This is a genomic window from Acidovorax sp. FHTAMBA (genome assembly GCF_038958875.1).
Classification (GTDB): domain Bacteria; phylum Pseudomonadota; class Gammaproteobacteria; order Burkholderiales; family Burkholderiaceae_C; genus Acidovorax.
The window spans coordinates 1,798,385-1,818,659 of record NZ_CP152407.1; the positions used below are offsets into that span (position 1 = coordinate 1,798,385).

A 20,275-nucleotide genomic window follows, 5' to 3' on the forward strand; every position below is an offset into this window, starting at 1 on the left:
GTTCAGCGGTCGCGGCTGCCGCGATTCGGCGCACCCCCGGGGCCAACCGTCTTGAGACTCAGCTCCCCGATCGGACGCTGGCCGGTAGGGGAATGCCCAGGCTGCGGTCCGTTGCCGCGATCGACGTCGCCCCATCGGGCTGCGTGCAGGCCAGCGCGCGGACGGCGTCGATCGTTTCCGGGATGACTATTGCCTGGTTGTCCACCATGTACGTGAAGAACAGCTCATCGCCCTGGAGTGTCACCAGGTCCTCCCACAAGCCGACCTCGTACAGGTCGGCCCGCGGCCGCCCGAGGTCGCCCATCATTTCCTTGACCACGTTGATCGCACCCAGGCCGTCGCTGCTGCGCAAGAGGGCGATGCGGCTGGACGTGCGAAAGGCTGCAAGAACCTCGTCCAGCGAGGCGGCACGCGTCATGCGCACATTCCAGCAATGCACGTGAGCCAGGGTCTGTGGCACCGCTACCGCCATGGTCACCACGTCCAGCGCGGGGTCGACCGTCTTGGCGTCCGGCCCCTGGTGGCTGGGCACCTTTTCCTCCGGCACCAGCGTGTTCATTAGCCCGCCACGGTGACCGTCCACAGGGTCGGTCGCGCGCCGCATCAGCGTGCCGCGCGCCTGCAGCAGCAGGCCGGCCCGGCGCAGCGCACCCAGCGTGCGCACGATGGAGGTGGTGTTGCAGGAGACCACGCGGGTAGCGACATGTCCCAGCGCCTGCGCGTAGTTGCTCTCGGCCACGAAGGAATGGCCCGCCATTTCATGCTTCTCACCGCCCTGCAGGATGAAGCGGATGCCGGCGCTGCGGTAGCGGGGGACGTTGCCCGCCGCCACCTTCTTTGGAGTGCAGTCCACCACCACGTCGGCCTGCTGTAGGAGGTTTTCCAGGGTATCCACCACCGGAAGCCCGACCGAGCGCATAGATGCAAGGGAGGCGGCATCGCCGGCGAAGATCGGCAAACCCAGAGCGGCGGCCACCTGCAGCCGCCAGTCGGTGGCGACGTCTGCCACGCCAGCCAGCTGCATGTCCGTCTGCAATGCGACTGCGTCAGCCACTCGCTTTCCAATGACGCCATAGCCGACTACGGCCACGCGGATACGGGTTTCGGGCGTTCGGATTCTCATGGGTGCCTTTCCTCTCGGGTTCAACCTGCAGCGCCGGGCAGCGCGCCACCAGAGGAGGCATCTTGCTCCGGGCGTGATCTGTGGATGCCGGTCAGGCGGGTGCGCTTGAGCAGCAGCGCATTGATGGCCACGATGGCCGAGCTGCCCGACATGGACAGCGCCGCCACTTCCGGCGACAGGGTGAAGGGGTAGAAGACGCCGGCCGCCAGAGGGAAGGCGACGGTGTTGTAGCCCACCGCCCACCAGAGGTTCTGGTGCATCTTGCGCAGCGTGGCGCGCGACAGCTCGATCGCACCCACCACGTCGAAGGGGTCGCTCTTCATCAGCACCACTTGTGCGCTTTCCATCGCCACGTCAGTGCCGGCGCCGATGGCGAAACCCACGTCCGCCTGCGTCAATGCCGGAGCGTCGTTGATGCCGTCGCCGACCATCGCCACCTTATGTCCCTGCGACTGAAGTTCCCTGATCTTGTCGGCCTTCTGTCCGGGCAGAACATCGGCGAGCACGATGTCGATGCCCAGTTCCTGCCCGATGCGATCGGCGGTGGCCTGGTTGTCCCCCGTCAGCATGGCGACCTTCACGCCACGCTTGTGGAGCGCCTGGATGGTGTCCCGGGAACTCGGTCGCACAGCGTCGGCAATGGCGATCAGGCCCAGCAACCGGCCGGCACGCGCCACGTGTACCACGGTGCGGCCCGCGCCCTGCAGGCGCGCCGCTTCCTGCGACAAGCCAGCCAGATCCACCCCGTGGCTTTCCATCAGCAGCCGGTTGCCCAGCAGCACCGTGTCACCCGCCAGTTCGGCCCGGGCACCCTGACCGTCGATGTTGGTGAACGCCACCGTGTGCTCCACAGGCAGATCGGCCGACTTCTTCAGGATCGCCAATGCCAGCGGATGTTCCGAAAACTTCTCCACGGCCGCCGCGGTTGCCAGCAGGGTGGAGGTATCGGTGCCCGGGGCGCTCACGAGGTCGACCACGTCCGGCTGGCCCACCGTCAAGGTGCCGGTCTTGTCGAACACCACGACGGTCAGCTTGGTGGCGTTCTCTAGGGCCGCAGCGTTCTTAAACAGGATGCCGTTCATGGCTCCGAGGCCGGTACCGACCATCACGGCCATGGGCGTCGCGAGCCCCAGTGCGTCGGGACAGGCTATGACGAATACCGTGATGGTTAGCGTCACTGCGAACAGCAGCGGCTGCCCGAGCACCCAGTACCAGACGATGAAGGTCGCGAGCCCGATGCCGATCGCTGCGAGCACCAGCCACTGCGAAGCCCGATCGGCGAGCAATTGCCCTGGAGCCTTGGAGTTCTGTGCCTCCTGGACCAGCTTGACGATCTGGGCCAGGGCCGTGTCCGCGCCGACTTTGGTCGCCTTGTAGCGGAAGCTACCGCTCTTGTTGATGGTCGCGCCTATCACTTCGTCGCCGGTGCCCTTCTTCACTGGCATGGATTCACCGGTCAGCATGGACTCGTCGACTTGCGAGCCGCCTTCCATGACGACCCCGTCAACCGGCACTCTGTCGCCGGGCTTTACCACGACGATGTCTCCCAGGACCACCTCGGACGTCGGCACCTTCTGTTCCTCACCGTCGCGGAACACGGTGGCCATGGGCGGCGCCAGGTTCATCAGCGAACGGATCGCGTCGGAAGCACCGGCACGCGCGCGCATTTCCAGCCAATGCCCGAGCAGGATGAACACCAGCAGGGTGGCTACTGCCTCGTAGAACACTTCGCCCTCGTAGAAGAAGGTGGCGCCGATGCTGAAGAGGTAGCCTGTGCCAACCGAAAGAACCACCAGCGTCGCCATATTGGTCACGCCATTGCGCAATGCCCGCCAGGCCGACACATAGAACGGCCAGCCGGGATAGATGATCGCCGCCGACGCGACCAGGAACAGGAACACCTTGCGGTCCATGCCAAACGGCACGGTGAAGTCCCCGACCATGGCCCCCATCGGGGAGTAGAGGAACACCGGTACGGCGAACAACAGGGCCACAAAGAACCGGTTGCGCATGTCGCGGACCATGTCGTCCATCGACTGCCCGCTCCCGTGGCCCATCTCGTGCATCATGTCTTGATGCTCTCCGCCGGTTTTGGCGGTCTTCGCATCCGCGGCCGCGTTTCCGCCGTGCTGCGCGTGCGCACCATGGCCGGTATTGGCATGCGCGGCATGGGCTGCTGGGTCCGGAGCTGCTTCGCACACGTGCCTGGGCGTCAGTTCGCCGGCGCAATGGTGGCCGCAGTCCTCGATGGTCGTGCGGATCCGCTCACGGGTGACCCGCGCCGGATCGAACGAGACAGTGGCGCTCGCGGGCACCGGGTTTACGGACACCGACACCACGCCTGGGATCGCGGCGAGCCGCTTCTCGACGCCGCGGGCAGAAAGCGGGGACAGCAGATTGCCGACCTCGAAGGTTGCGGATTGAATCATCTTTATGGTCCCTTCTTTTAATGGCCGCCCGACCCGTCCACGTGGGCAGCGGCCTTGCGGGCAAGGATGGATTCCTCGTCGGTCTCGAGCACGTTCACCTTTATTGCGCTGTGTGAGGTGTGAACGCTAGAGGCGTTGGCCAGGTTGGCTTTGGCATCGAGCTCGACACCCAGGAAGCGCAGGCCGTCGCACACTGCTTGCCGGACGAACGCTGCGTTGGCGCCGATTCCGCCCGTGAAGACGATCCGGTCGACGCCCTCCATAGCGGCTGCCAGCGCACCCATATGCCTGCGTACCTGATAGCAGAAGTAGTCGACCGCCTTGCGAGCCTCGCTCGAGTGTGCCGAAATGTCGAGCAGCAACTTCATGTCGCCTGAGGTGCCGGTCAGGGCCTTGAGCCCCGACTCTTCGTAGAGGGCGGCTTGCAACTGCCGGACATCCGTCTCGCCGGACTGCAGCAGGAACAGCAGCGCACCGGGATCAAGATCGCCGCAGCGCGTGGTCATCGGGACGCCGCTGAGCGGGGTCACGCCCATGCTCGTTTCCACACTACGTCCCTGGGCAATGGCGCACAGTGAGGAACCGCCACCAAGGTGCGCGGCAATGACACGCTCGGAGAAGACCGGCTCGCCGCTGGCCGCCAGTTGTTGCAACACGGACTCGTATGAGAGGCCGTGGAAGCCGTAGCGGCGCACTCCGAGCGATCTAAAGCGCTCCGGCACAGCAACGAGGCTCGCACGCGCAGGGAGAGTCCGGTGAAAACCCGTGTCGAAGCATGCAACATGCAACGCCCCCGGGAATGCCTGCCGTGCTGCATTGATCGCTGCAACGTTCAGGTGCTGATGAAGAGGCGCCAGCGACGACCAGTGAGTGATCGCGGCCAAAGTCGGTGCATCGATCGTTACGCTGTCAACCGGCAGGTCGCCTCCGTGAACCACTCTATGTCCGACAGCCTCTATCTGCAACGTCGGCCAGCGCTGCGCCAGTTCGCCCAACAATAGTTCGGTCGCGGAGCGGAATTGCAGGGGTCCAAGTTCCTGCGTGTCGGCATCCCCGCCAGGTTCGCGGGTCAGCAGTCGCGCATTCGGCGAGGCAAGTCCGGACACACTGGCACTCCAGAGCTGGTGCAGGTCGCGCTCGTACAGTGCCAGTTTAGTGCTGGTCGAGCCGGCGTTCAGTGCAAGCAGGGTCATGTTCTTGTTCTCCAAACCATCTTGACACTACGCGTTCGGTCTCGCTTGATTTAGCTCAAGTGGCGCCCACCTGCTGGGCGCTGCTTGCCTCGGCCTGGCCCGTCGCGTTGCTGAATGCCGAAGAGCGCCTCATTTCAGAAAGACGCTGCACGCAATTTTCGTGCTACTTGGCAGGCTCGATGGACGTCACGAACATCTTTCCTCCCTCGCTGACCACCATGAAACGGATTTTGTCGCCGACCTGTACCTTGTCGAGTAGTAACTTGTCCTTGGCGTTAAACACCATGGTCATCCCCGGCATCTCTAGGTGCTTGATGTCACCGTGCTTGATGGTGATTTTTCCAGCGTCCTTATCGATCTTGCGCACCTCTCCATCCGTCATGGAGGCTGCAGCCAGAGCAGCGGGCTTGCTGGCGTCAACCGTGGCCTGTGCCATGGCCGACAGCGGCAAGAGGGTGGTCAGCGACAACACGGCGCCGATCAAAAGGTTGTTTGCGTTTTTCATGTGAATTCCTTGTCCTAATAGCGTGGAGGTGTTCCGCGTTTACTTTTTGACCACCGTGACCTGGCCCTTCATGCCTGCGTCGAAATGGCCGGGGTAGAGGCAGGCAAACTTCACTTCGCCAGCCTTCGTGAAGTGCCAGATGATCTGGCCTTGCTTGCCCGGCGCGAGCGATACCTTGCTGGGCTCGTCATGCTCCATATCCGGGAATTTTTTCATGGTCTCGTAATGTTCTTTCAACTCGTCGTCGGTGCCCAGGCTGAACTCGTGTTTGACCTGGCCGCTGTTCTTGATCACGAACTTGATGGTCTCGCCCTGCTTGACGGAGATTGCTGCCGGCGTGAAGCGCATGGTGTCAGCCATGTCCACGTTGATCGTGCGGGTCACCTTGGCAGCTTTGCCGGGTTGACCAATGGCTGACTCCTCGCTTGCGTGGCCGTGACCACCGCTGTGAGTGCCACCTGCAAAGCTGTTAAAGGACAGAGCCACCAGGGCGGAGGCTGCGATCAGGGAAAGAGTGCGTTTCATAGTTGCCTTGGGTTGTGAAGGTGATGGGGAACGTGGCAGTTAGTGGCCGCTGTGCGAAGACGGCTTTTTGACCTTGACGACAGTGTCCGAGCTGGACTTCTCTTTGCGAGGCATGGACTGTCCGCCCTCGGCCTTGAAGCGGGCCGGTTCAGCCATCGGACCGGTGTACTCGTAGGCCACCGTGCCCTCCGGGTTCTTGTACCAACCCGGGTTCTTGTAGTCGCCCGGTTTCTGGTCGCGGCGAACCTTTAAGACACTGAACATCCCGCCCATTTCGACCGAGCCGAACGGGCCTTCTCCGGTCATCATGGGAATGGTGTTGTCCGGGATGGGCATCTCCATTTCCGTCATGTCTGCCATGCCCCGCTCGCCCATGACCATGTAGTCGGGGATCAAGTTGTTGATCTTCTTGGCCACGCCCCGGTGGTCCACGCCAATCATGGTGGGAATGTCGTGCCCCATTGCATTCATGGTGTGGTGGCTCTTGTGGCAGTGGAACGCCCAGTCGCCTTCTTCGTCCGCGAGGAACTCGATTTGACGCATCTGTCCAACGGCCACGTCGGTGGTCACTTCATACAGACGGGTGCTCTTGGGTGTGGGTCCGCCATCCGTGCCGGTGACCAAAAACTCATGACCGTGCAAATGCATGGGGTGGTTGGTCATGGTGAGGTTGCCGATGCGAATGCGCACCTTGTCGTTAAGCCGGACATTCAAGGAGTCGATGCCGGGAAAGATGCGGCTGTTCCATGTCCACAGATTGAAGTTCAGCATCTCCGCAACCTTGGGCGTGGCGGCGCCGGGCTCAATGTCGTAGGCACTGAGCAGGAAGCAAAAGTCTCGATTCACTTCATCAATCAGCGGATGCTTGGTCTTCGGATGCGTTATCCAGAAGCCCATCATGCCCATGGCCATCTGGGTCATCTCATCGGCGTGCGGGTGGTACATGAAGGTACCTGGACGGCGCGCCACAAATTCGTAGACAAAGGTTTTGCCCGACTGAATCGCGGGCTGGTTCAGCCCTGCCACACCGTCCATGCCGTTGGGCAAACGCTGTCCGTGCCAGTGGATGCTGGTGTGCTCGGGCAGCTTGTTGGTCACAAAAATGCGAACGCGGTCACCTTCCACCACTTCGATGGTGGGGCCCGGACTCTGGCCGTTGTACCCCCAAAGGTGCGCCTTGAAGCCTGGGGCCATCTCGCGCACCACCGGTTCTGCCACCAAGTGAAACTCCTTGACCCCCTGATTCATGCGCCAGGGCAGCGTCCAGCCGTTCAGCGTGACCACCGGGTTGTAGGGGCGCCCAGAGTTGGGCACCAAAGGCGCCATGGTGTCTGGGCTTGACTGGTACACGGGTTCCGGCAGTGCCGCCATCGCCACTCGGCTCACACTCGCTGCGGCCACGGCCCCTCCGGCAATGCCCGCAAATCGGAAAAAATCTCTTCTTGAATTCATGTTGGTTTCCTTGACGGGATCAGTGGCCTGCACCAGCTTCGGCAGCGGCTGCGCCACCGCCCGAGACGCCAGCACTGGTGGGCTTGCCGATGAGAGAGGCCTGAAGGGCGGCATCGGCCTGCCAGAACTGCTGTTCGGCGTTCAGGGCCGCCATCACCGAGTTCACCTGGTCACGGGAGTCAGCGAGCAACTCGAAAACGCTGATAAGCATCCCGTTGTAGCGAAGCTGGTTTTCTTCTGAAATGGTTTTTCTCAGGGGGATCACTTCGTCGCGATGGTGACGCGCGATGTCATACGCAGTGCGGTACGCGGAGTAGCTCTCCCGAAGGTTGGAGCCCGCCGCGCGGGCAGTCGCCTCAAGGCGATTGGCTGCAGCCAGGGTCTGCGCGTTCATAGCGCTGCGCCGCATGCCACCCCAGTCAAAGATGGGCAGCTGCAGGCTGATCTCGAAACCACGTCGCGTGGAGTGGGTGTTCTCAGCAGCGTCGAAGACCGAGTCGCGCCGGACTCCCAGCTCGATATCCGTGAACGTTGTAATCGTGTTCCAGCCCTGGGCGCGGGCAGCTGCGTCATAGTTTGCCTTCGCGATCTGCAGGTCCAGCCGACCCTTGGACGCCTCGCGGCCTGCGTCCAAGGGCGACAAAGGCTCCTTGGGAAGCGCGGGCAGACGCTCTGGCAACCTGAGTTGTTTGGCTTGAGCGTCGTCCAGGCCCAGCAATCGGACAAGTTCCTCACGGGCCGCCGTGACCTGGTGCTGCGCGCTTGCCAGCTGAGTTGCTGTGTCGGCATAGAACGCTTGCTGGCGTACACGATCGAGCTTGTTGAAATTGCCCACCGCCTGCATGCGCTTGGCCAATTCGGCGCTGGCCTGGGCGCTGGCGAAAACTTGCTGTGTGTAGGTCAGGGTTTGTTGCGCCGCGACGGCGCGTACCCAGGACTGTCGCACCTGTGTGACTTGGTCCACCACATCACTGCTCAGGCGCAATTGAGCCTGCTGGATGCGCCGCTCGGCGACGCCTTTGCGCGTGGGCAAGGTTAGCAGGTCCAGCAGTCCAAAGGAAAGGAGGCGTCCGATCTCCGTCTCGCTGCCCAAGCGCACGCGTTCCAGGCTCAAGATGGGGTTGGCGATGCGTCCAGACTGCGCTGCCGTCGACGCGTCCGCCCAGTTTTGGGCCACGATGGCCTGCATGGACGGGCTGTTGACCAATGCAAGTTGCACAGCTTCCTTCTGCCCCAGTGGCTTGCTCAGCAGATCCGAAGCACGCTGGCGCAAGGCCTCACGCTCGCTCTGATCCCGGGCCACGGTGAGTTGGCCGTCCGTGAAACTGCTTGTCGCTGCATTGGCGCTGGAGAGGCTCTGCTCCAGATTCACGCTGGCGCATCCGGACAACACCGCAACAGCGGCCACGGCGATCACTAACTTGGCGCGGGGCAAATGCAAGAGGCGGCTCATTGTTTGCCCCCGTGGTGTGCGTCATGGCCCTGGGCGGGCAGGTCCTGATCGGTAGCGGGTGCTGTCTGGCGCATTTCCTTGGCATAGGCGCGCCATCCTCCGATCTCCCCCACCTTGTCGTTGGCCGCCTTCCAGGGCTGGACGGACTGCTCCTTGTAGGCTTCGTAGCCCGACAGTGCAGATCGGTACGAAAACTCATAGTCCACCTTCGCGGTTTCACCCTCAGGCATTTGCGCCAGTGACAGCGATGGAACCAATACCGCGGCGGCCAGCCAGAAGCTTGCGGTAGGTCGTGAAAGCCAGCGATTGTTCATAGATTCACCATCCGTTCTTGATGCATCGCATTGTCTGGGCCGATGCCTGCCGCGGACATAACAGTTTCATTACATTTTTGTCATCTAGAAGAAACCCAGCGATCTGCGGGCACACTCGCAACCACGCGCAGTGCCTGGGAGTTCCCGTGAAAATATTGATCGTGGAAGATGAAATCAAAACCGGCGAGTACCTGCGCCAAGGGTTGCGCGAGGCTGGTTTCAATGCCGATCTGGTCCACAACGGAGTGGACGGGCTGCATCTGGCCCAGGATGGCGACTATGACCTGGTGATCCTTGATGTGATGCTTCCGGGGATGGACGGATGGCAGGTTCTCACCAATCTGCGCCGCCTCGGTCTGGAGATGGCCGTCCTGTTCCTCACGGCGAAGGACCAGGTGCAAGACCGGGTGAAGGGACTGGAACTGGGAGCCGATGACTATCTGGTCAAACCTTTTTCTTTCGCCGAACTGCTGGCGCGTGTGCGAACGATCCTGCGGCGTGGGCGCAATGGCACGGAAGTGACCGTGCTGCAGGTGGCCGATCTGGAATTGGACCTGCTGCGAAGACGTGTCAGCCGCGCCGGGAAACGGATCGACCTGACGGCCAAGGAATTTGGACTGCTTGAGTTGCTGATGCGCCGCCACGGGGAAGTTCTTCCGCGCTCGTTGATCGCTTCCCAAGTGTGGGACATGAACTTTGACAGCGACACCAATGTGATCGAGGTGGCCATGCGCAGGCTTCGTGCCAAGATCGATGACGCCTACGACATCAAGCTGATCCAGACGGTGCGGGGGATGGGGTACGTGCTTGAGGCCCCGCAGGTGGGCGCGTGAAAGCCCGGTACTCGCTGACGACACGGTTGACGGTTCTTTTTACCTTGGCATCTGGGCTGGTGCTCATTTGCCTGGGGACCCTTGTCGCCGTTTCCATTGACAGGCATTTCGTAGAACTCGACCGAGATGCCCTGCGCGACAAAATCCACCTGACGCGTGAAGTCATCAGCAAATCCAAGTCGCCACAAGATCTGCAAACACGGCTGGATGATGTCTTGCATAGCCACAAGGGTCTCTACGTCAGTGTGCTTCGCGGCGCGGAATCGCTTTACTCGACCGCAGACTTCCAGTTTCCAAAGGACCTGATCGCCTGGACCCAAACAGCGCGCTTGGGTGTTGCTTCATGGCAAACCAAGTGGGGTGAATATCGAGGGATGTCCGAATCCGTGCCGTTGCCGGGATCCTCTGATCCACCGTTGCAGGTCTGGGTGGCCCTGGACATTGCTCACCACAAGCACTTCATGTATGGCCTGATTCGCGTGCTCGTGGGTTACGTGACTTTGGCAACGCTGGTGGCGGGGTTCCTTGGCTGGTGGGCCGCCAAGAAGGGTCTGGCACCCCTTCGGGCCATGCGGTCCCGGGCAATGGCCATTACGGCTCAGCGGCTGGACGAGCGCATGCCAAGCCAGGAGTTTCCGGTGGAGATGGCAGACCTTGCCACCACCCTGAATGAAATGCTCCGGCGCCTCAAGGAGGAGTTCGACCGCCTGTCGGAGTTTTCGTCGGACCTGGCCCACGAGTTGCGTACGCCTATCAACAATCTGATGACGCAGACACAGGTAACGCTCAGTCAGGCCCGTTCCACGGCGGAGTACCAAGAGATTCTTGCCTCTAACGCCGAGGAGTATCAGCGCCTGGCGCGCATGATCGCCGACATGTTGTTCCTGGCGAAGGCCGATCACGGGCTTATTCTTCCCAGGACGGAAAACATCGCGGTCCATGATGAAACCCGGGCCCTGTTTGATTTCTATGAAGCACTTGCCGAAGAACAGCAGGTGCGGCTGACGCTGGCTGGAGAGGGGGACCTCTCCGGTGACAGGTTGATGCTCCGGCGAGCCTTGAGCAATCTTCTGTCCAACGCTATCCGGTACACGCCGCCAGGCGAGACGGTTGTTGTGAGTATCAAAAGCGACCTGCATGGAACTACGGTGGATGTCATCAACCACGGACCTACCATCGACGAGCAGATGATCCCCCGCCTGTTTGACCGATTTTTCCGGGCCGACAAGTCGCGTAAGCAACTGGACTCTGATGGGGCGGGCCTTGGGCTGTCCATCACCCAGGCCATCGTTCATGCGCACCGCGGCCGCATCGCTGTGAACTCGGCCAACGGCAAGACCTGCTTTTCGATGTACTTTCCCAGTACACCCAGGTAAACAAGTTATGACAGATGCATGTTTTTCCCGGTACCCACGTTGATTGCCGAAAGTTAGACCCGTCCAAATATCAGCCACCAAGAAATTCCGCTCCGTACGTAGTGGCACCGTACAAGTTGTTCTGGGCATACACGCCGAATAGAACGAAGGGGGCTATCAATGCGCTTGATGGACAACAAGACGAGCAACACTGTCCGCTTCACGGTCAAGTAGCGCACCCATGTCGCGCGAGTTTCTGCATCTACCGGCACTGCGAGGCGGTCTGTTGGCCTTGCTGGCGGCAGCGTTGTTTGGCATCAGCACCCCTGTGGTGCAGCGTTTGGGCGCAGGGCTAGGGGCATTCACGACGGCCGCGCTGCTGTACGCGGGAGCCGCTGTAGTGGGAGCCTTGTCATTGCGGACTGCCGCGCACGAAGCACGCCTGAAGAAATCTGACACCCCGCGCCTTATTGCCATGGCGGGGTTTGGCGCTGCGCTGGGGCCGGTAGCCCTGGCCTGGGGCCTTCAGCACACCAGCGGAGCCAGTGCATCGCTCATGCTCACCTTGGAAGCGGTGTTCACAGCTACGCTGGCGTGGTGGCTCTACAGCGAAACCATGGACCGCCGCGTATGGGCCGCCATGCTTTTGCTGCTTGCGGGTGGTATGGCTCTCGTCCTGGACCAGGGCCTGCAAGGCGGAGTACAGCTGCTTGGGCTGCTTGCAGTGCTGGTGGCTACGATGGCCTGGGGTGTGGACAACACCTTGTCGCGAGGACTGGCTGAGCGTGACCCGAGCCAGGTGGTGATGGCCAAGGCAACCCTGGGTGCTACCGCAACCGCAGCGTTGGCCGTGTTGGCAGGGGAGCCCTTGCCTTCTTTAACTGCAACACTGGGGCTGCTTGCCATTGGAGCCACAGGCTACGGGCTAAGCCTGCGCTTTTATCTTCTGGCACAAAGGGCATTCGGCGCGGCGCGTACGGGTTCGGTGTTCGCCTTCGCGCCTTTCATTGGTGCGGCAGTGGCCTTCGGGCTCGGGGAGCGCTCTGCGGGATGGTTGATGCTGCTAGGTGGCTTGTTCATGCTGGCGGGGGTGGTACTTCACTTGGCCGAGAGCCACGGACACGAACACACCCACGAAGCGTTGGAACATGAGCACGCCCACCGCCATGACGACGGGCACCATCTACACGCGCACGAGGTGATGCCTGAAGGTAGCCATAGCCATCGGCATGCGCACGAGCCGATGACACACGCTCACGCGCATGCACCCGATGCGCACCATCAACACAGGCACTAGCAGCACCATTTGTTGGCGGGCATGTTTCGACAATGGCGCGCCTTTCAAACGACCCGTTTCCGTGTACAACAGAGGGTCGGCATCGCGCTGCTGTCGGTGCGGTGGTGCTACGGAGAGAGGAGGTGCTTCGACTCTCGTTGACGATCTGCTCGATGAGGGGTACACGGAGGCCACGGTCCTTGACCTCTCCGAGGCCGCATTGGCAGCGTCATGAGCCCGACTGGGTATGCGTGGGGCCAACGTGACCTGGCTCGACCTAAGGCCACCCCACCCAGCTGCTTCGACACTAACGCGCGCTCCGCTTTGCTGCCCGAAGCCTCCTTCTGAAAGTTTCCGCTGCTGGGCACTAGTGTCCTGAGTTAGAAATTCGTAGACAAAATCTCTCGATGCTCGCCAGGATGTCATCGGCAGACTTGACCCAGACGAACGGTGTGGGATTTGAGTTGTTCAGTTCCAGGTATTGGCGAATCGCCTGCTCAAGCTGTCTTGTCGATCGGTGTGTGCCGCGACGGATGTACTTCTCGGTCAGGGTTGCAAACCAACGTTCCACCTGATTGAGCCAAGACGCGGAGGTTGGCGTGAAGTGCACGTGGAACCTGGGGTGTCTTGCAAACCATGCCTTGACCGCAGGGGTCTTGTGCGTGCCGTAGTTGTCCATCACCAAATGCACATCCAGCTGGGCTGGCACATTCGCTTCAATGGTACGCAGGAACTGCAAAAACTCCGTGCTGCGATGGCGCCGGTGTAACTCTCCAATCACTTGGCCCGTGGCAATGTCCAGTGCCGCAAACAGCGTCGTCGTTCCATGGCGCATGTAATCGTGGGTTCTGCGCTCAGGAATACCCGGTGCCAGCGGCAAGATTGGCTGTGTGCGGTCCAGTGCCTGTATTTGACTCTTCTCATCCACGCACAACACCATCGCCTTGAGTGGCGGGTCCATGTACAGGCCGACAATGTCACGGACTTTGTCGACAAAAAACGGGTCACTGGAGAGTTTGAACGTCTCCTGGCGGTGCGGCTGCAAACCAAAAGCCCGCCAGATTCGGCTCACAGCCGTCTGTGACATGCCCATTGCCCGCGCCATAGAGCGGGTACTCCAGTGAGTTGCGCCAGTCGGCACAGACTCCAGCGTCTTGGCGATCACTGCATCGACGCGCTCATCTTCAATCGTGCGTGGAGCACCAGGGCGCGGGGCATCCAGTAAACCATCCATGCGCAGTTCAACAAAACGGCCCCGCCACTTGGAAACTGTTTGCTGCGTGACCCGCAGGCGCGCTGCCACCACTTTGTTGTCCAAGCCCTCTGCGCAAGCGAGCACGATCCGCGCTCGCAGGGCCAAGGCCTGCGCTGTCTTGCGACGCTTGGTCAGCGCAATCAGTTGCTCTCGCTCCGTCGCGCCCAACACCAATGGAGTCTTTGGTCTTCCGCTCATGGCCACCTCGTCGTACAACACACTACACGACTGATCACCGTCAGGGAAAATAATTCAATGAATTTTTAACTCAGGACACTAGATGGCTTCGGGTTGAGCGGGAGGCAACGTCAGAAGCGGGGAGTCGTAGGGATCTGCCCCGCGTTAGCCGCGGCATGATGCGCTGCATGGTAGCGGTCGGGATAGATCTCGTTGAGCTTGCGGCCGTCTTCGCCAGCGACAATCTCCCCTTCGCGGATAGCGCGCGCCAGTTCACTCTTGACTTGACCGCGGGTCTTTGAAGGAGCGGCAGCCACCGCAGGATAACGACCAGGAGTCAGCTCATTCAGCTTGGCGCTTGATTCACCGCCCGCCAGGATGTCGCCGGTGCGGATCGCTTGCTCCAGCTCCGTGCGCACTTGCTCGCGTGTTTTTGTGACCTGCGCGGAGGCGCCTACTGGATACGCACCGGGGTTGATCTGTTTGTGCGTCAGGCCCGACTCGCCAGAGGCGGGCATGTCACCACTACGCATTGCTTGCGCCAGCTCAGCCCGTACTTGTTCGCGCGTCTTGCTAACACCTTGGTCGGACGCGAATGCGGGGGCGGCGAAGAGAGAGAGAACGATGAGGGTGGACTTGATTTTCATGATGAATTTTCCTTCTTGGGTAAACGGTGGGAGATTGCAAGCGCATGCCGGTCTAGGAGAGGCACTCGGTTGCAGGTGATCGTTGAGGTGCTTCAGGGCAGTTAAGGGCAGCGACCCAATTCGCTTCGCCATCTAGGTCGCGCATGGCTTCGTTGATATCAGGGTTGCGCTTGACCTCCTGCAACACATCCAGGACTTGTCGGCGCGTCTTCGCAGCTTGGGGTACTGACTTGCATGGTGGTCTCCTGTGGCGCCAGATGCCCGATATGGTCCATCCAGGTGGCGTTTTTTATGCACCACGGAGAGGAGTCTAGAAATCACCGCCCCACATGGAGGTGACTTCCGGATTACGCTTTTGACAGCAAGTGGCATCACACGAACCCAAGCGCGGACGCTGTCGCTTGTGGAGCGACTCTCTCAAATGCAGCGGAGCTACAGAGGAACCAGACGCGCAACTGCCGCGACAAAGCAACAGTGCTTTGGCAAGCCGCTAAAAACGGTGATCGGAGGCATGGAATGCTGGTCACGGGGTCGGGGTTCCAGCCTACCTGTTCAAGCTCGTGTACGACCAGCACGACAACAGAGCCTGGGCGCATTGGCAGGAGAACCGGGAGGGGGAGCGGGTCGGCAGGCCCATCACCTACGAAGAGCTGGTGAAGCGCACGGGGGTTGAGTTCTTGCCAAGGCTTGTGGTTTCGCAACTGAACTGAGGAGTGATTTACTCCTCTTGTGAGTCACGCTCACAATGGGGCACCCCGCTCCGCCAACACAATGTCGATTGAAGGTTCAACATGACGGGACCGTCAACTCCTCAGCAGTCGCTGCAGTTTGATTTGCAGGGCACCCCTGCAGGTGTCACGCGATCCAAGTCGCGCGTGCCTCTTGCCAAGCTGGCGAACGAGAAGTTGCCGGCATATTCGCCGGACGACGGGCCGCTCACGACGGCAGAGATCTACGCCATTCAAGCTGATGCCGATGCGTGCATGCCAATAGGACGTGTTCTACGGCGCATGAGCCTGCTCGCATCCATCGAACCGTTAGTGCGATGACCGTCTCACTCGCGTGGACGCCCGCGAGACGGACCCACACAGGCAAGAAACAATGAGGGCTATCTTCATCGACTTTGATGGCGTAGTGCACCCTGCAGGTGGGCCTGTCAGCGCCTGTCTTCCCATTGAATGGCTCTCTGATCTGGATGACATTCTCAGCGCGCATCCCCCAGTTCGCATCGTGGTTCACTCCAGCTGGCGCCTCACGTACCCGCATGAAGAGATTCGGGAATTTTTGAGCGGGCTGAGTGCCCTTGAAATCGATATCGTCGGACCAGGAGAAAAGCTTCAGGCCATCACCGCGTACCTGAGTGCCCACCCTGAGATTGAGAGCGGACTTGTGATTGACGATGAGCCCAGTGAGTTTCCAGCGGGATTCCCTCTTCAGATGGTGGTCTGTGATCCCGCCATTGGCATCACCTGCCCGCGGGTCAAGAGCCAGGTCACTGCGTGGTTGAGCCACAAAAAACCCATCCCTTTAGATGGGGAGTAGCTGTCGGGAAGCGCATGGTGAAAGCGAGTCAGGTCCCAACTACTACCGCCTGTGTCCATTGACTCGGCAAAGCGTTCGTGCCGCTACGGCGCTCAGACCCATGCACCACTCGCACGCTTCGTCTCAGCCACTTGCGCTCAATTTTCGCTTCATTCATTTGGGTGAGTCCACATGAAAAATCCGCACTATGAGTATCTGCGAAGGCGCATGCGCGAGTACCACCGCACGCACCAGTGGCGCCTGTCGGAGGGCGGTCTGTTCATTCCTCACGCCTACTGGAACATGGGGCCTGACAGCCTGTCGACCTGGGATGACGTTGGATTCATTCTCAATGGACGGCGCGTGATCGTCTGGTGGCAACACCCCAGACGGATTTATGGGGAAGCAATTTCCTCCATGGCATGGAAGGAAGCAGGAGATGGCCCTCGCGATGACTGGCTCTTCGAGGGAGGGACCAAGAACTACAAGATGGTTGGAAAGTCGAAAAGGCGTAAAAAGCTGTTCACCACCACCAGTCGCGCTCCCTCTGAAGCCCAGACGGAGCATTACGCAAAGCTTCAGGCAATTGAAGAACGGCTGACGCGGGATGGGATTGACTTGGAGGTCCGCCCATCCTGGAAATGGGAGCGTCTCAATTGGGCGATGGGCGTCAGCCTTGTGGCGCCGCTTGAAGTCCGGAATGAAAAGGAACTGGCGGAAGTGGCGCGGCTGGCCCGAGCGCTCATCTTGCAGAAAACCAGTTTGACCGACGAGTTCCCCGGCCTTGTTTACGACAAAGCAAGCTGGCTTCGTGAGCAGGCGTTATTGACCCACACCCGTGACGCGAAAGCCTGACGAGGCGCTTGAGGTGTCATGGGAGATACCCACTGTACGAGGCAATTTGAAAGGAATTGATATGACGACTGACCGCGCCAGCTATCCAGGCGTACCGGATGATTTTCCGGTGAGTGCAATTACATCTGCCATTGGTGGAGCTCATCCAAAAATGAGCCTTGTTGACGAAGATGGAAAGTTCTATGCACCGGGCACTGCGCCCTCAGAGGTCACTGCTGCTTTCCACATGTGTGACGATCTGGTCTCGCAGATGGTCCCGTACTGTCAACGAAAGCTGGCGACCTTCGAAGGGGACCAGCAAGCAACCGTGAAGGCTGCATTAAAAGGTCTTGTGGCCAAGCGATGGTGCTCTGATGCGCAGTGCGTCTGGATCATGCGCAGAGTTGTTCGAGAACTGCAGTGGCCTGTGGGCGACAGTGCTTTGGAAATTTGAGCCCATGAGCTTGTCATCGTATGCCGTTAACAGGAAACAGCTAAATACCTTTTTGACTTTCTCGCTCTTGAACTGGCAAAGCCTCAATCTCGCTCATGAAGTCCGCACTGGCGCGGCTCCCCGATGACAACAGGATTGACATGACTTTGTCAAATCCAGCGGGGCTTCGCGCCACCTCCTCAGGGCAAGCTCCATCAAGCTGCGAGTTCGGCGCGGTCAGCCAATCCTGCACCTTATTCCACGAGTGGAAGGCCACGAAAGCAGCGTGATCAAGCGCCATCAATCTCTCATAGTCCGGACTTCCAAATTCGCGGCCTACAGGTGGCGCATCCAGCCAAGCATTGTCCTCACTCGAATCAGGGAGCGAAAAATTCCTCCAGTGTTTCCGGGCTTGGTTTTTCGACATGGCCAATGTTACTTGTGGCGACGTTTTTTGTGCAATGCCAGCAGCTCGCTCATGGTGAATCGCCATTTGGGGGACAAGCGAGCCTGGAGGCTGGGCAAGGCCCGAGGCACAGCAGGGCGATCTCAAAACCATGCCCAGATGCGGCGCAACAATGCGGGAGCTGGTCTGGCAGGACGGAATACGTAACGGGCTGGTTTGTACATGGCCATATCTGTGCGGGATTTCACGATACTGTACAAAACATCAGTATTTTGCACAAGCCCGCCACTGTACCCCCAGGCACGTCGCCAAAGGCATCAGAATCTCCGCGCTAGCGTTCCCTGCACCGCCGGATTTAAGCCTGTACGGCCACGAGGTGATGATGCTCAGGAGGACATTCGCCGTGCACCGCTCATAACAGGAAAACTTCGGCTTGGCATCGTGGGCAGTAACTTGCGTCACTTCGGATTCGTCACGAGCGGATTTCGCGGGGAGACTGTCTCAGAGGCCGCCCCACCATCACCGTATGCGTCGTTACAGCCGCTCTGCATCCAGAGGGATGGGTCCTACGTGGTTCAGCCACGCCGTGATCTCGTTCTGCACGGGCTGGCAGGAGATGCCAGTCGTGGGATCACAGGCAACAACCTGAAGCGGGAACTCAGCCAGAAATTCGCTGGGCTCATCGTCAATCACAAGGCCGCTCTCAATCTCAGGGTGGGCACTCAGGTACGCCGTGATGGCTTCACGCTTTTCTCCTGGCCCGACGATATCGATTTCAAGGGCACTCAGCCCGCTCAAAAATTCCCGAATCTCTTCATGCGGGTACGTGAGGCGCCAGCTGGAGTGAACCACGATGCGAACTGGGGGATGCGCGCTGAGAATGTCATCCAGATCAGAGAGCCATTCAATGGGAAGACAGGCGCTGACAGGCCCACCTGCAGGGTGCACTACGCCATCAAAGTCGATGAAGATAGCCCTCATTGTTTCTTGCCTGTGTGGGTCCGTCTCGCGGGCGTCCACGCGAGTGAGACGGTCATCGCACTAACGGTTCGATGGATGCGAGCAGGCTCATGCGCCGTAGAACACGTCCTATTGGCATGCACGCATCGGCATCAGCTTGAATGGCGTAGATCTCTGCCGTCGTGAGCGGCCCGTCGTCCGGCGAATATGCCGGCAACTTCTCGTTCGCCAGCTTGGCAAGAGGCACGCGCGACTTGGATCGCGTGACACCTGCAGGGGTGCCCTGCAAATCAAACTGCAGCGACTGCTGAGGAGTTGACGGTCCCGTCATGTTGAACCTTCAATCGACATTGTGTTGGCGGAGCGGGGTGCCCCATTGTGAGCGTGACTCACAAGAGGAGTAAATCACTCCTCAGTTCAGTTGCGAAACCACAAGCCTTGGCAAGAACTCAACCCCCGTGCGCTTCACCAGCTCTTCGTAGGTGATGGGCCTGCCGACCCGCTCCCCCTCCCGGTTCTCCTGCCAATGCGCCCAGGCTCTGTTGTCGTGCTGGTCGTACACGAGCTTGAACAGGTAGGCTGGAACCCGACCCCGTTGTTACCGATGCGGGGACTCTCCGGGGTGAACACCGGCCCGGTGATCACGAACACATCGCCCTTGGCCCGCCGGATATACCGGCGAGTGTCCTGCTCGATCTTGGCCCAGGCACCACCGTTGTGCTGGATGTCCTGCGGCACCATGTTGGCCAGGCTGAAGCTCTGGGCCATGGCTGTTGGTGTCGGCATGTCTCCTGCAGGGGCCATGTGGCCACGGGAGTAGCCCGAGCGCTTGTAGTCCTCCAGTTCTGCCCGCTCGCCACGGGGGAGGCGCGCGTCGGCAAAGAACTTGGTCGCTCTCTTCTCGTCGGCATCCTCGATGGTTTGGCGGTTCAGGCGCTGCGCCACATAGACCGGCGTCCTGGTCTCCCCGCTGTGCAAGATTGCAAACGCTTCGTAGCACAGCTCGCGCAGCTTGGGACGTGCCGGTATGGCGGGTGGTTTGCCATCCACGAAGAACTGAGGGCATTGCGCAAATCGGGTCGGATGTCCTGACGCACTGTCCAGCGCTTCAAAGACGGAGAGCCGGGCATGGGCTGCGCTGGCAACGGTCAGTGCCAGGATTGTGGTCAGGCGCAGCATGCGCGACCACAGCGCGGTCTGTTTCATTTCAAACGGTTGGTTCATTACTGAGTTGAGAGGGGGACAAGGTACTCCAAAGTCTCTTCAGGATCGCGTGGACCTATCCCGCCCGCAGGCCCCCGGCGGGGAAGGGTCGCAGGAATTCCATGCTGCGGGTCGCGGGTGCTTGCAGCCAGTCTTCGAACTGTTCCGGTTCCAGAATCACCACCATGCGCTTCTCATCCGTGGGTTTGTGGAACCAGCTGACTCGGGCCACTATGTCTTTCCACCTGCGCGCAAGTTCAACAACTCGGCGCCAACTCACGCAGCTCCTTAACAACGATGTCATCGAGCTGTCCTGATTCTGTTGGGGTGCGCTCCCTACGATGAACACATCTCCTCAACGCCTAAGCAAGGCATGAGAGA

The 20,275-nt window shown here is 60.4% G+C and carries 20 protein-coding genes and 2 pseudogenes; 8 read left to right on the forward strand and 14 right to left on the reverse strand.

What is annotated here, in order from left to right:
- Positions 1-58: 58 nt before the first annotated feature.
- From AAFF19_RS08395 to AAFF19_RS08430, 8 genes are all read right to left on the reverse strand, one after another.
- A complete protein-coding gene (locus AAFF19_RS08395) occupies positions 59-1,123 on the reverse strand; it encodes a type II glyceraldehyde-3-phosphate dehydrogenase (RefSeq protein ID WP_034694474.1) in 1,065 nt (354 codons plus the stop codon).
- A 20-nt stretch (positions 1,124-1,143) separates the two neighbouring features.
- Positions 1,144-3,552, reverse strand: a complete 2,409-nt coding sequence (locus tag AAFF19_RS08400; protein ID WP_008905309.1) for a copper-translocating P-type ATPase — start codon at positions 3,550-3,552, stop codon at positions 1,144-1,146.
- A 17-nt stretch (positions 3,553-3,569) separates the two neighbouring features.
- Positions 3,570-4,745 carry an acetate/propionate family kinase gene (locus AAFF19_RS08405; protein ID WP_008905308.1) on the reverse strand — a complete coding sequence of 392 codons (1,176 nt, stop codon included), beginning with the start codon at positions 4,743-4,745 and terminating at the stop codon, positions 3,570-3,572.
- A 163-nt stretch (positions 4,746-4,908) separates the two neighbouring features.
- Positions 4,909-5,250, reverse strand: a complete 342-nt coding sequence (locus AAFF19_RS08410) for a copper-binding protein (protein ID WP_008905307.1) — start codon at positions 5,248-5,250, stop codon at positions 4,909-4,911.
- 39 nt (positions 5,251-5,289) lie between these two features.
- Complete coding sequence (locus AAFF19_RS08415) at positions 5,290-5,775, reverse strand: cupredoxin family protein (RefSeq protein WP_342721673.1); 486 nt, start codon at positions 5,773-5,775, stop codon at positions 5,290-5,292.
- Between the two features lie 39 nt (positions 5,776-5,814).
- Entirely contained in the window at positions 5,815-7,227 is a 1,413-nt protein-coding gene (locus AAFF19_RS08420; protein WP_034693458.1) for a copper oxidase, read from the reverse strand.
- Between the two features lie 19 nt (positions 7,228-7,246).
- Entirely contained in the window at positions 7,247-8,680 is a 1,434-nt protein-coding gene (locus AAFF19_RS08425) for a TolC family protein (protein WP_342721674.1), read from the reverse strand.
- Positions 8,677-8,994: a hypothetical protein gene (locus AAFF19_RS08430; RefSeq protein ID WP_008904060.1), complete on the reverse strand. Its 318-nt coding sequence runs from the start codon at positions 8,992-8,994 to the stop codon at positions 8,677-8,679. Before AAFF19_RS08430 ends, AAFF19_RS08425 begins: the two co-directional genes overlap by 4 nt.
- A gap of 146 nt (positions 8,995-9,140) precedes the next feature.
- On the opposite strand from AAFF19_RS08430, the gene AAFF19_RS08435 reads away from it, so the two are divergent.
- The 3 genes from AAFF19_RS08435 (at position 9,141) to AAFF19_RS08445 (ending at position 12,479) form a co-directional block, all read left to right on the forward strand.
- Positions 9,141-9,827, forward strand: coding sequence for a heavy metal response regulator transcription factor (locus AAFF19_RS08435; RefSeq protein WP_008904059.1), 687 nt, complete (start codon positions 9,141-9,143; stop codon positions 9,825-9,827).
- A complete protein-coding gene (locus AAFF19_RS08440) occupies positions 9,824-11,203 on the forward strand; it encodes a heavy metal sensor histidine kinase (RefSeq protein ID WP_008904058.1) in 1,380 nt (459 codons plus the stop codon). The genes AAFF19_RS08435 and AAFF19_RS08440 overlap by 4 nt, the downstream gene beginning before the upstream one ends.
- A 220-nt stretch (positions 11,204-11,423) precedes the next feature.
- Positions 11,424-12,479 (forward strand): DMT family transporter, encoded by a 1,056-nt coding sequence (locus tag AAFF19_RS08445; protein ID WP_008904057.1) that lies wholly within the window; start codon positions 11,424-11,426, stop codon positions 12,477-12,479.
- A gap of 346 nt (positions 12,480-12,825) precedes the next feature.
- Here the strand turns inward: AAFF19_RS08445 and AAFF19_RS08450 are convergent, their stop codons facing one another.
- Both AAFF19_RS08450 and AAFF19_RS08455 read right to left on the reverse strand, forming a co-directional pair.
- Positions 12,826-13,911 (reverse strand): IS630 family transposase, encoded by a 1,086-nt coding sequence (locus AAFF19_RS08450; protein ID WP_342720328.1) that lies wholly within the window; start codon positions 13,909-13,911, stop codon positions 12,826-12,828.
- 110 nt (positions 13,912-14,021) lie between these two features.
- Complete coding sequence (locus tag AAFF19_RS08455; protein WP_008904056.1) at positions 14,022-14,537, reverse strand: DUF4148 domain-containing protein; 516 nt, start codon at positions 14,535-14,537, stop codon at positions 14,022-14,024.
- Positions 14,538-15,061: 524 nt separating this feature from the next.
- On the opposite strand from AAFF19_RS08455, the pseudogene AAFF19_RS08460 reads away from it, so the two are divergent.
- The 5 genes and pseudogenes from AAFF19_RS08460 to AAFF19_RS08480 all read left to right on the forward strand — a co-directional run.
- Positions 15,062-15,247, forward strand: a pseudogene (locus AAFF19_RS08460) (DNA/RNA non-specific endonuclease); the annotation flags it as partial.
- Positions 15,248-15,328: 81 nt separating this feature from the next.
- The gene (locus AAFF19_RS08465; RefSeq protein ID WP_008905898.1) at positions 15,329-15,586 is read left to right on the forward strand and encodes a hypothetical protein; all 258 of its coding nucleotides are present in this window, start codon (positions 15,329-15,331) and stop codon (positions 15,584-15,586) included.
- A 52-nt stretch (positions 15,587-15,638) separates the two neighbouring features.
- Positions 15,639-16,079: an HAD domain-containing protein gene (locus AAFF19_RS08470; protein ID WP_342721675.1), complete on the forward strand. Its 441-nt coding sequence runs from the start codon at positions 15,639-15,641 to the stop codon at positions 16,077-16,079.
- 171 nt (positions 16,080-16,250) lie between these two features.
- A complete protein-coding gene (locus tag AAFF19_RS08475) occupies positions 16,251-16,913 on the forward strand; it encodes a hypothetical protein (RefSeq protein WP_050813867.1) in 663 nt (220 codons plus the stop codon).
- Between the two features lie 61 nt (positions 16,914-16,974).
- Entirely contained in the window at positions 16,975-17,346 is a 372-nt protein-coding gene (locus AAFF19_RS08480) for a hypothetical protein (protein ID WP_034694852.1), read from the forward strand.
- A gap of 40 nt (positions 17,347-17,386) precedes the next feature.
- Here the strand turns inward: AAFF19_RS08480 and AAFF19_RS08485 are convergent, their stop codons facing one another.
- The 4 genes and pseudogenes from AAFF19_RS08485 to AAFF19_RS08500 all read right to left on the reverse strand — a co-directional run bounded on the left by AAFF19_RS08485 (position 17,387) and on the right by AAFF19_RS08500 (position 19,897).
- The gene (locus AAFF19_RS08485) at positions 17,387-17,752 is read right to left on the reverse strand and encodes an antitoxin Xre/MbcA/ParS toxin-binding domain-containing protein (protein WP_237707273.1); all 366 of its coding nucleotides are present in this window, start codon (positions 17,750-17,752) and stop codon (positions 17,387-17,389) included.
- A 513-nt stretch (positions 17,753-18,265) separates the two neighbouring features.
- Positions 18,266-18,712 (reverse strand): HAD domain-containing protein, encoded by a 447-nt coding sequence (locus tag AAFF19_RS08490; protein WP_342721676.1) that lies wholly within the window; start codon positions 18,710-18,712, stop codon positions 18,266-18,268.
- Between the two features lie 52 nt (positions 18,713-18,764).
- Entirely contained in the window at positions 18,765-19,022 is a 258-nt protein-coding gene (locus tag AAFF19_RS08495; protein ID WP_008905898.1) for a hypothetical protein, read from the reverse strand.
- Positions 19,023-19,103: 81 nt separating this feature from the next.
- Positions 19,104-19,897, reverse strand: a pseudogene (locus AAFF19_RS08500) (DNA/RNA non-specific endonuclease).
- Positions 19,898-20,275 lie beyond the last annotated feature (378 nt).

Bases quoted from the DNA above. Each gene is read 5' to 3' on its own strand.
- AAFF19_RS08395 (WP_034694474.1), bottom strand. From the start codon at position 1,123: ATGAGAATCCGAACGCCCGAAACCCGTATCCGCGTGGCCGTAGTCGGC.
- AAFF19_RS08400 (WP_008905309.1), bottom strand. From the start codon at position 3,552: ATGATTCAATCCGCAACCTTCGAGGTCGGCAATCTGCTGTCCCCGCTT.
- AAFF19_RS08405 (WP_008905308.1), bottom strand. From the start codon at position 4,745: ATGACCCTGCTTGCACTGAACGCCGGCTCGACCAGCACTAAACTGGCA.
- AAFF19_RS08410 (WP_008905307.1), bottom strand. From the start codon at position 5,250: ATGAAAAACGCAAACAACCTTTTGATCGGCGCCGTGTTGTCGCTGACC.
- AAFF19_RS08415 (WP_342721673.1), bottom strand. From the start codon at position 5,775: ATGAAACGCACTCTTTCCCTGATCGCAGCCTCCGCCCTGGTGGCTCTG.
- AAFF19_RS08420 (WP_034693458.1), bottom strand. From the start codon at position 7,227: ATGAATTCAAGAAGAGATTTTTTCCGATTTGCGGGCATTGCCGGAGGG.
- AAFF19_RS08425 (WP_342721674.1), bottom strand. From the start codon at position 8,680: ATGAGCCGCCTCTTGCATTTGCCCCGCGCCAAGTTAGTGATCGCCGTG.
- AAFF19_RS08430 (WP_008904060.1), bottom strand. From the start codon at position 8,994: ATGAACAATCGCTGGCTTTCACGACCTACCGCAAGCTTCTGGCTGGCC.
- AAFF19_RS08445 (WP_008904057.1), top strand. From the start codon at position 11,424: ATGTCGCGCGAGTTTCTGCATCTACCGGCACTGCGAGGCGGTCTGTTG.
- AAFF19_RS08450 (WP_342720328.1), bottom strand. From the start codon at position 13,911: ATGAGCGGAAGACCAAAGACTCCATTGGTGTTGGGCGCGACGGAGCGA.
- AAFF19_RS08455 (WP_008904056.1), bottom strand. From the start codon at position 14,537: ATGAAAATCAAGTCCACCCTCATCGTTCTCTCTCTCTTCGCCGCCCCC.
- AAFF19_RS08465 (WP_008905898.1), top strand. From the start codon at position 15,329: ATGACGGGACCGTCAACTCCTCAGCAGTCGCTGCAGTTTGATTTGCAG.
- AAFF19_RS08470 (WP_342721675.1), top strand. From the start codon at position 15,639: ATGAGGGCTATCTTCATCGACTTTGATGGCGTAGTGCACCCTGCAGGT.
- AAFF19_RS08475 (WP_050813867.1), top strand. From the start codon at position 16,251: ATGAAAAATCCGCACTATGAGTATCTGCGAAGGCGCATGCGCGAGTAC.
- AAFF19_RS08480 (WP_034694852.1), top strand. From the start codon at position 16,975: ATGACGACTGACCGCGCCAGCTATCCAGGCGTACCGGATGATTTTCCG.
- AAFF19_RS08485 (WP_237707273.1), bottom strand. From the start codon at position 17,752: ATGTCGAAAAACCAAGCCCGGAAACACTGGAGGAATTTTTCGCTCCCT.
- AAFF19_RS08490 (WP_342721676.1), bottom strand. From the start codon at position 18,712: ATGAGGGCTATCTTCATCGACTTTGATGGCGTAGTGCACCCTGCAGGT.
- AAFF19_RS08495 (WP_008905898.1), bottom strand. From the start codon at position 19,022: ATGACGGGACCGTCAACTCCTCAGCAGTCGCTGCAGTTTGATTTGCAG.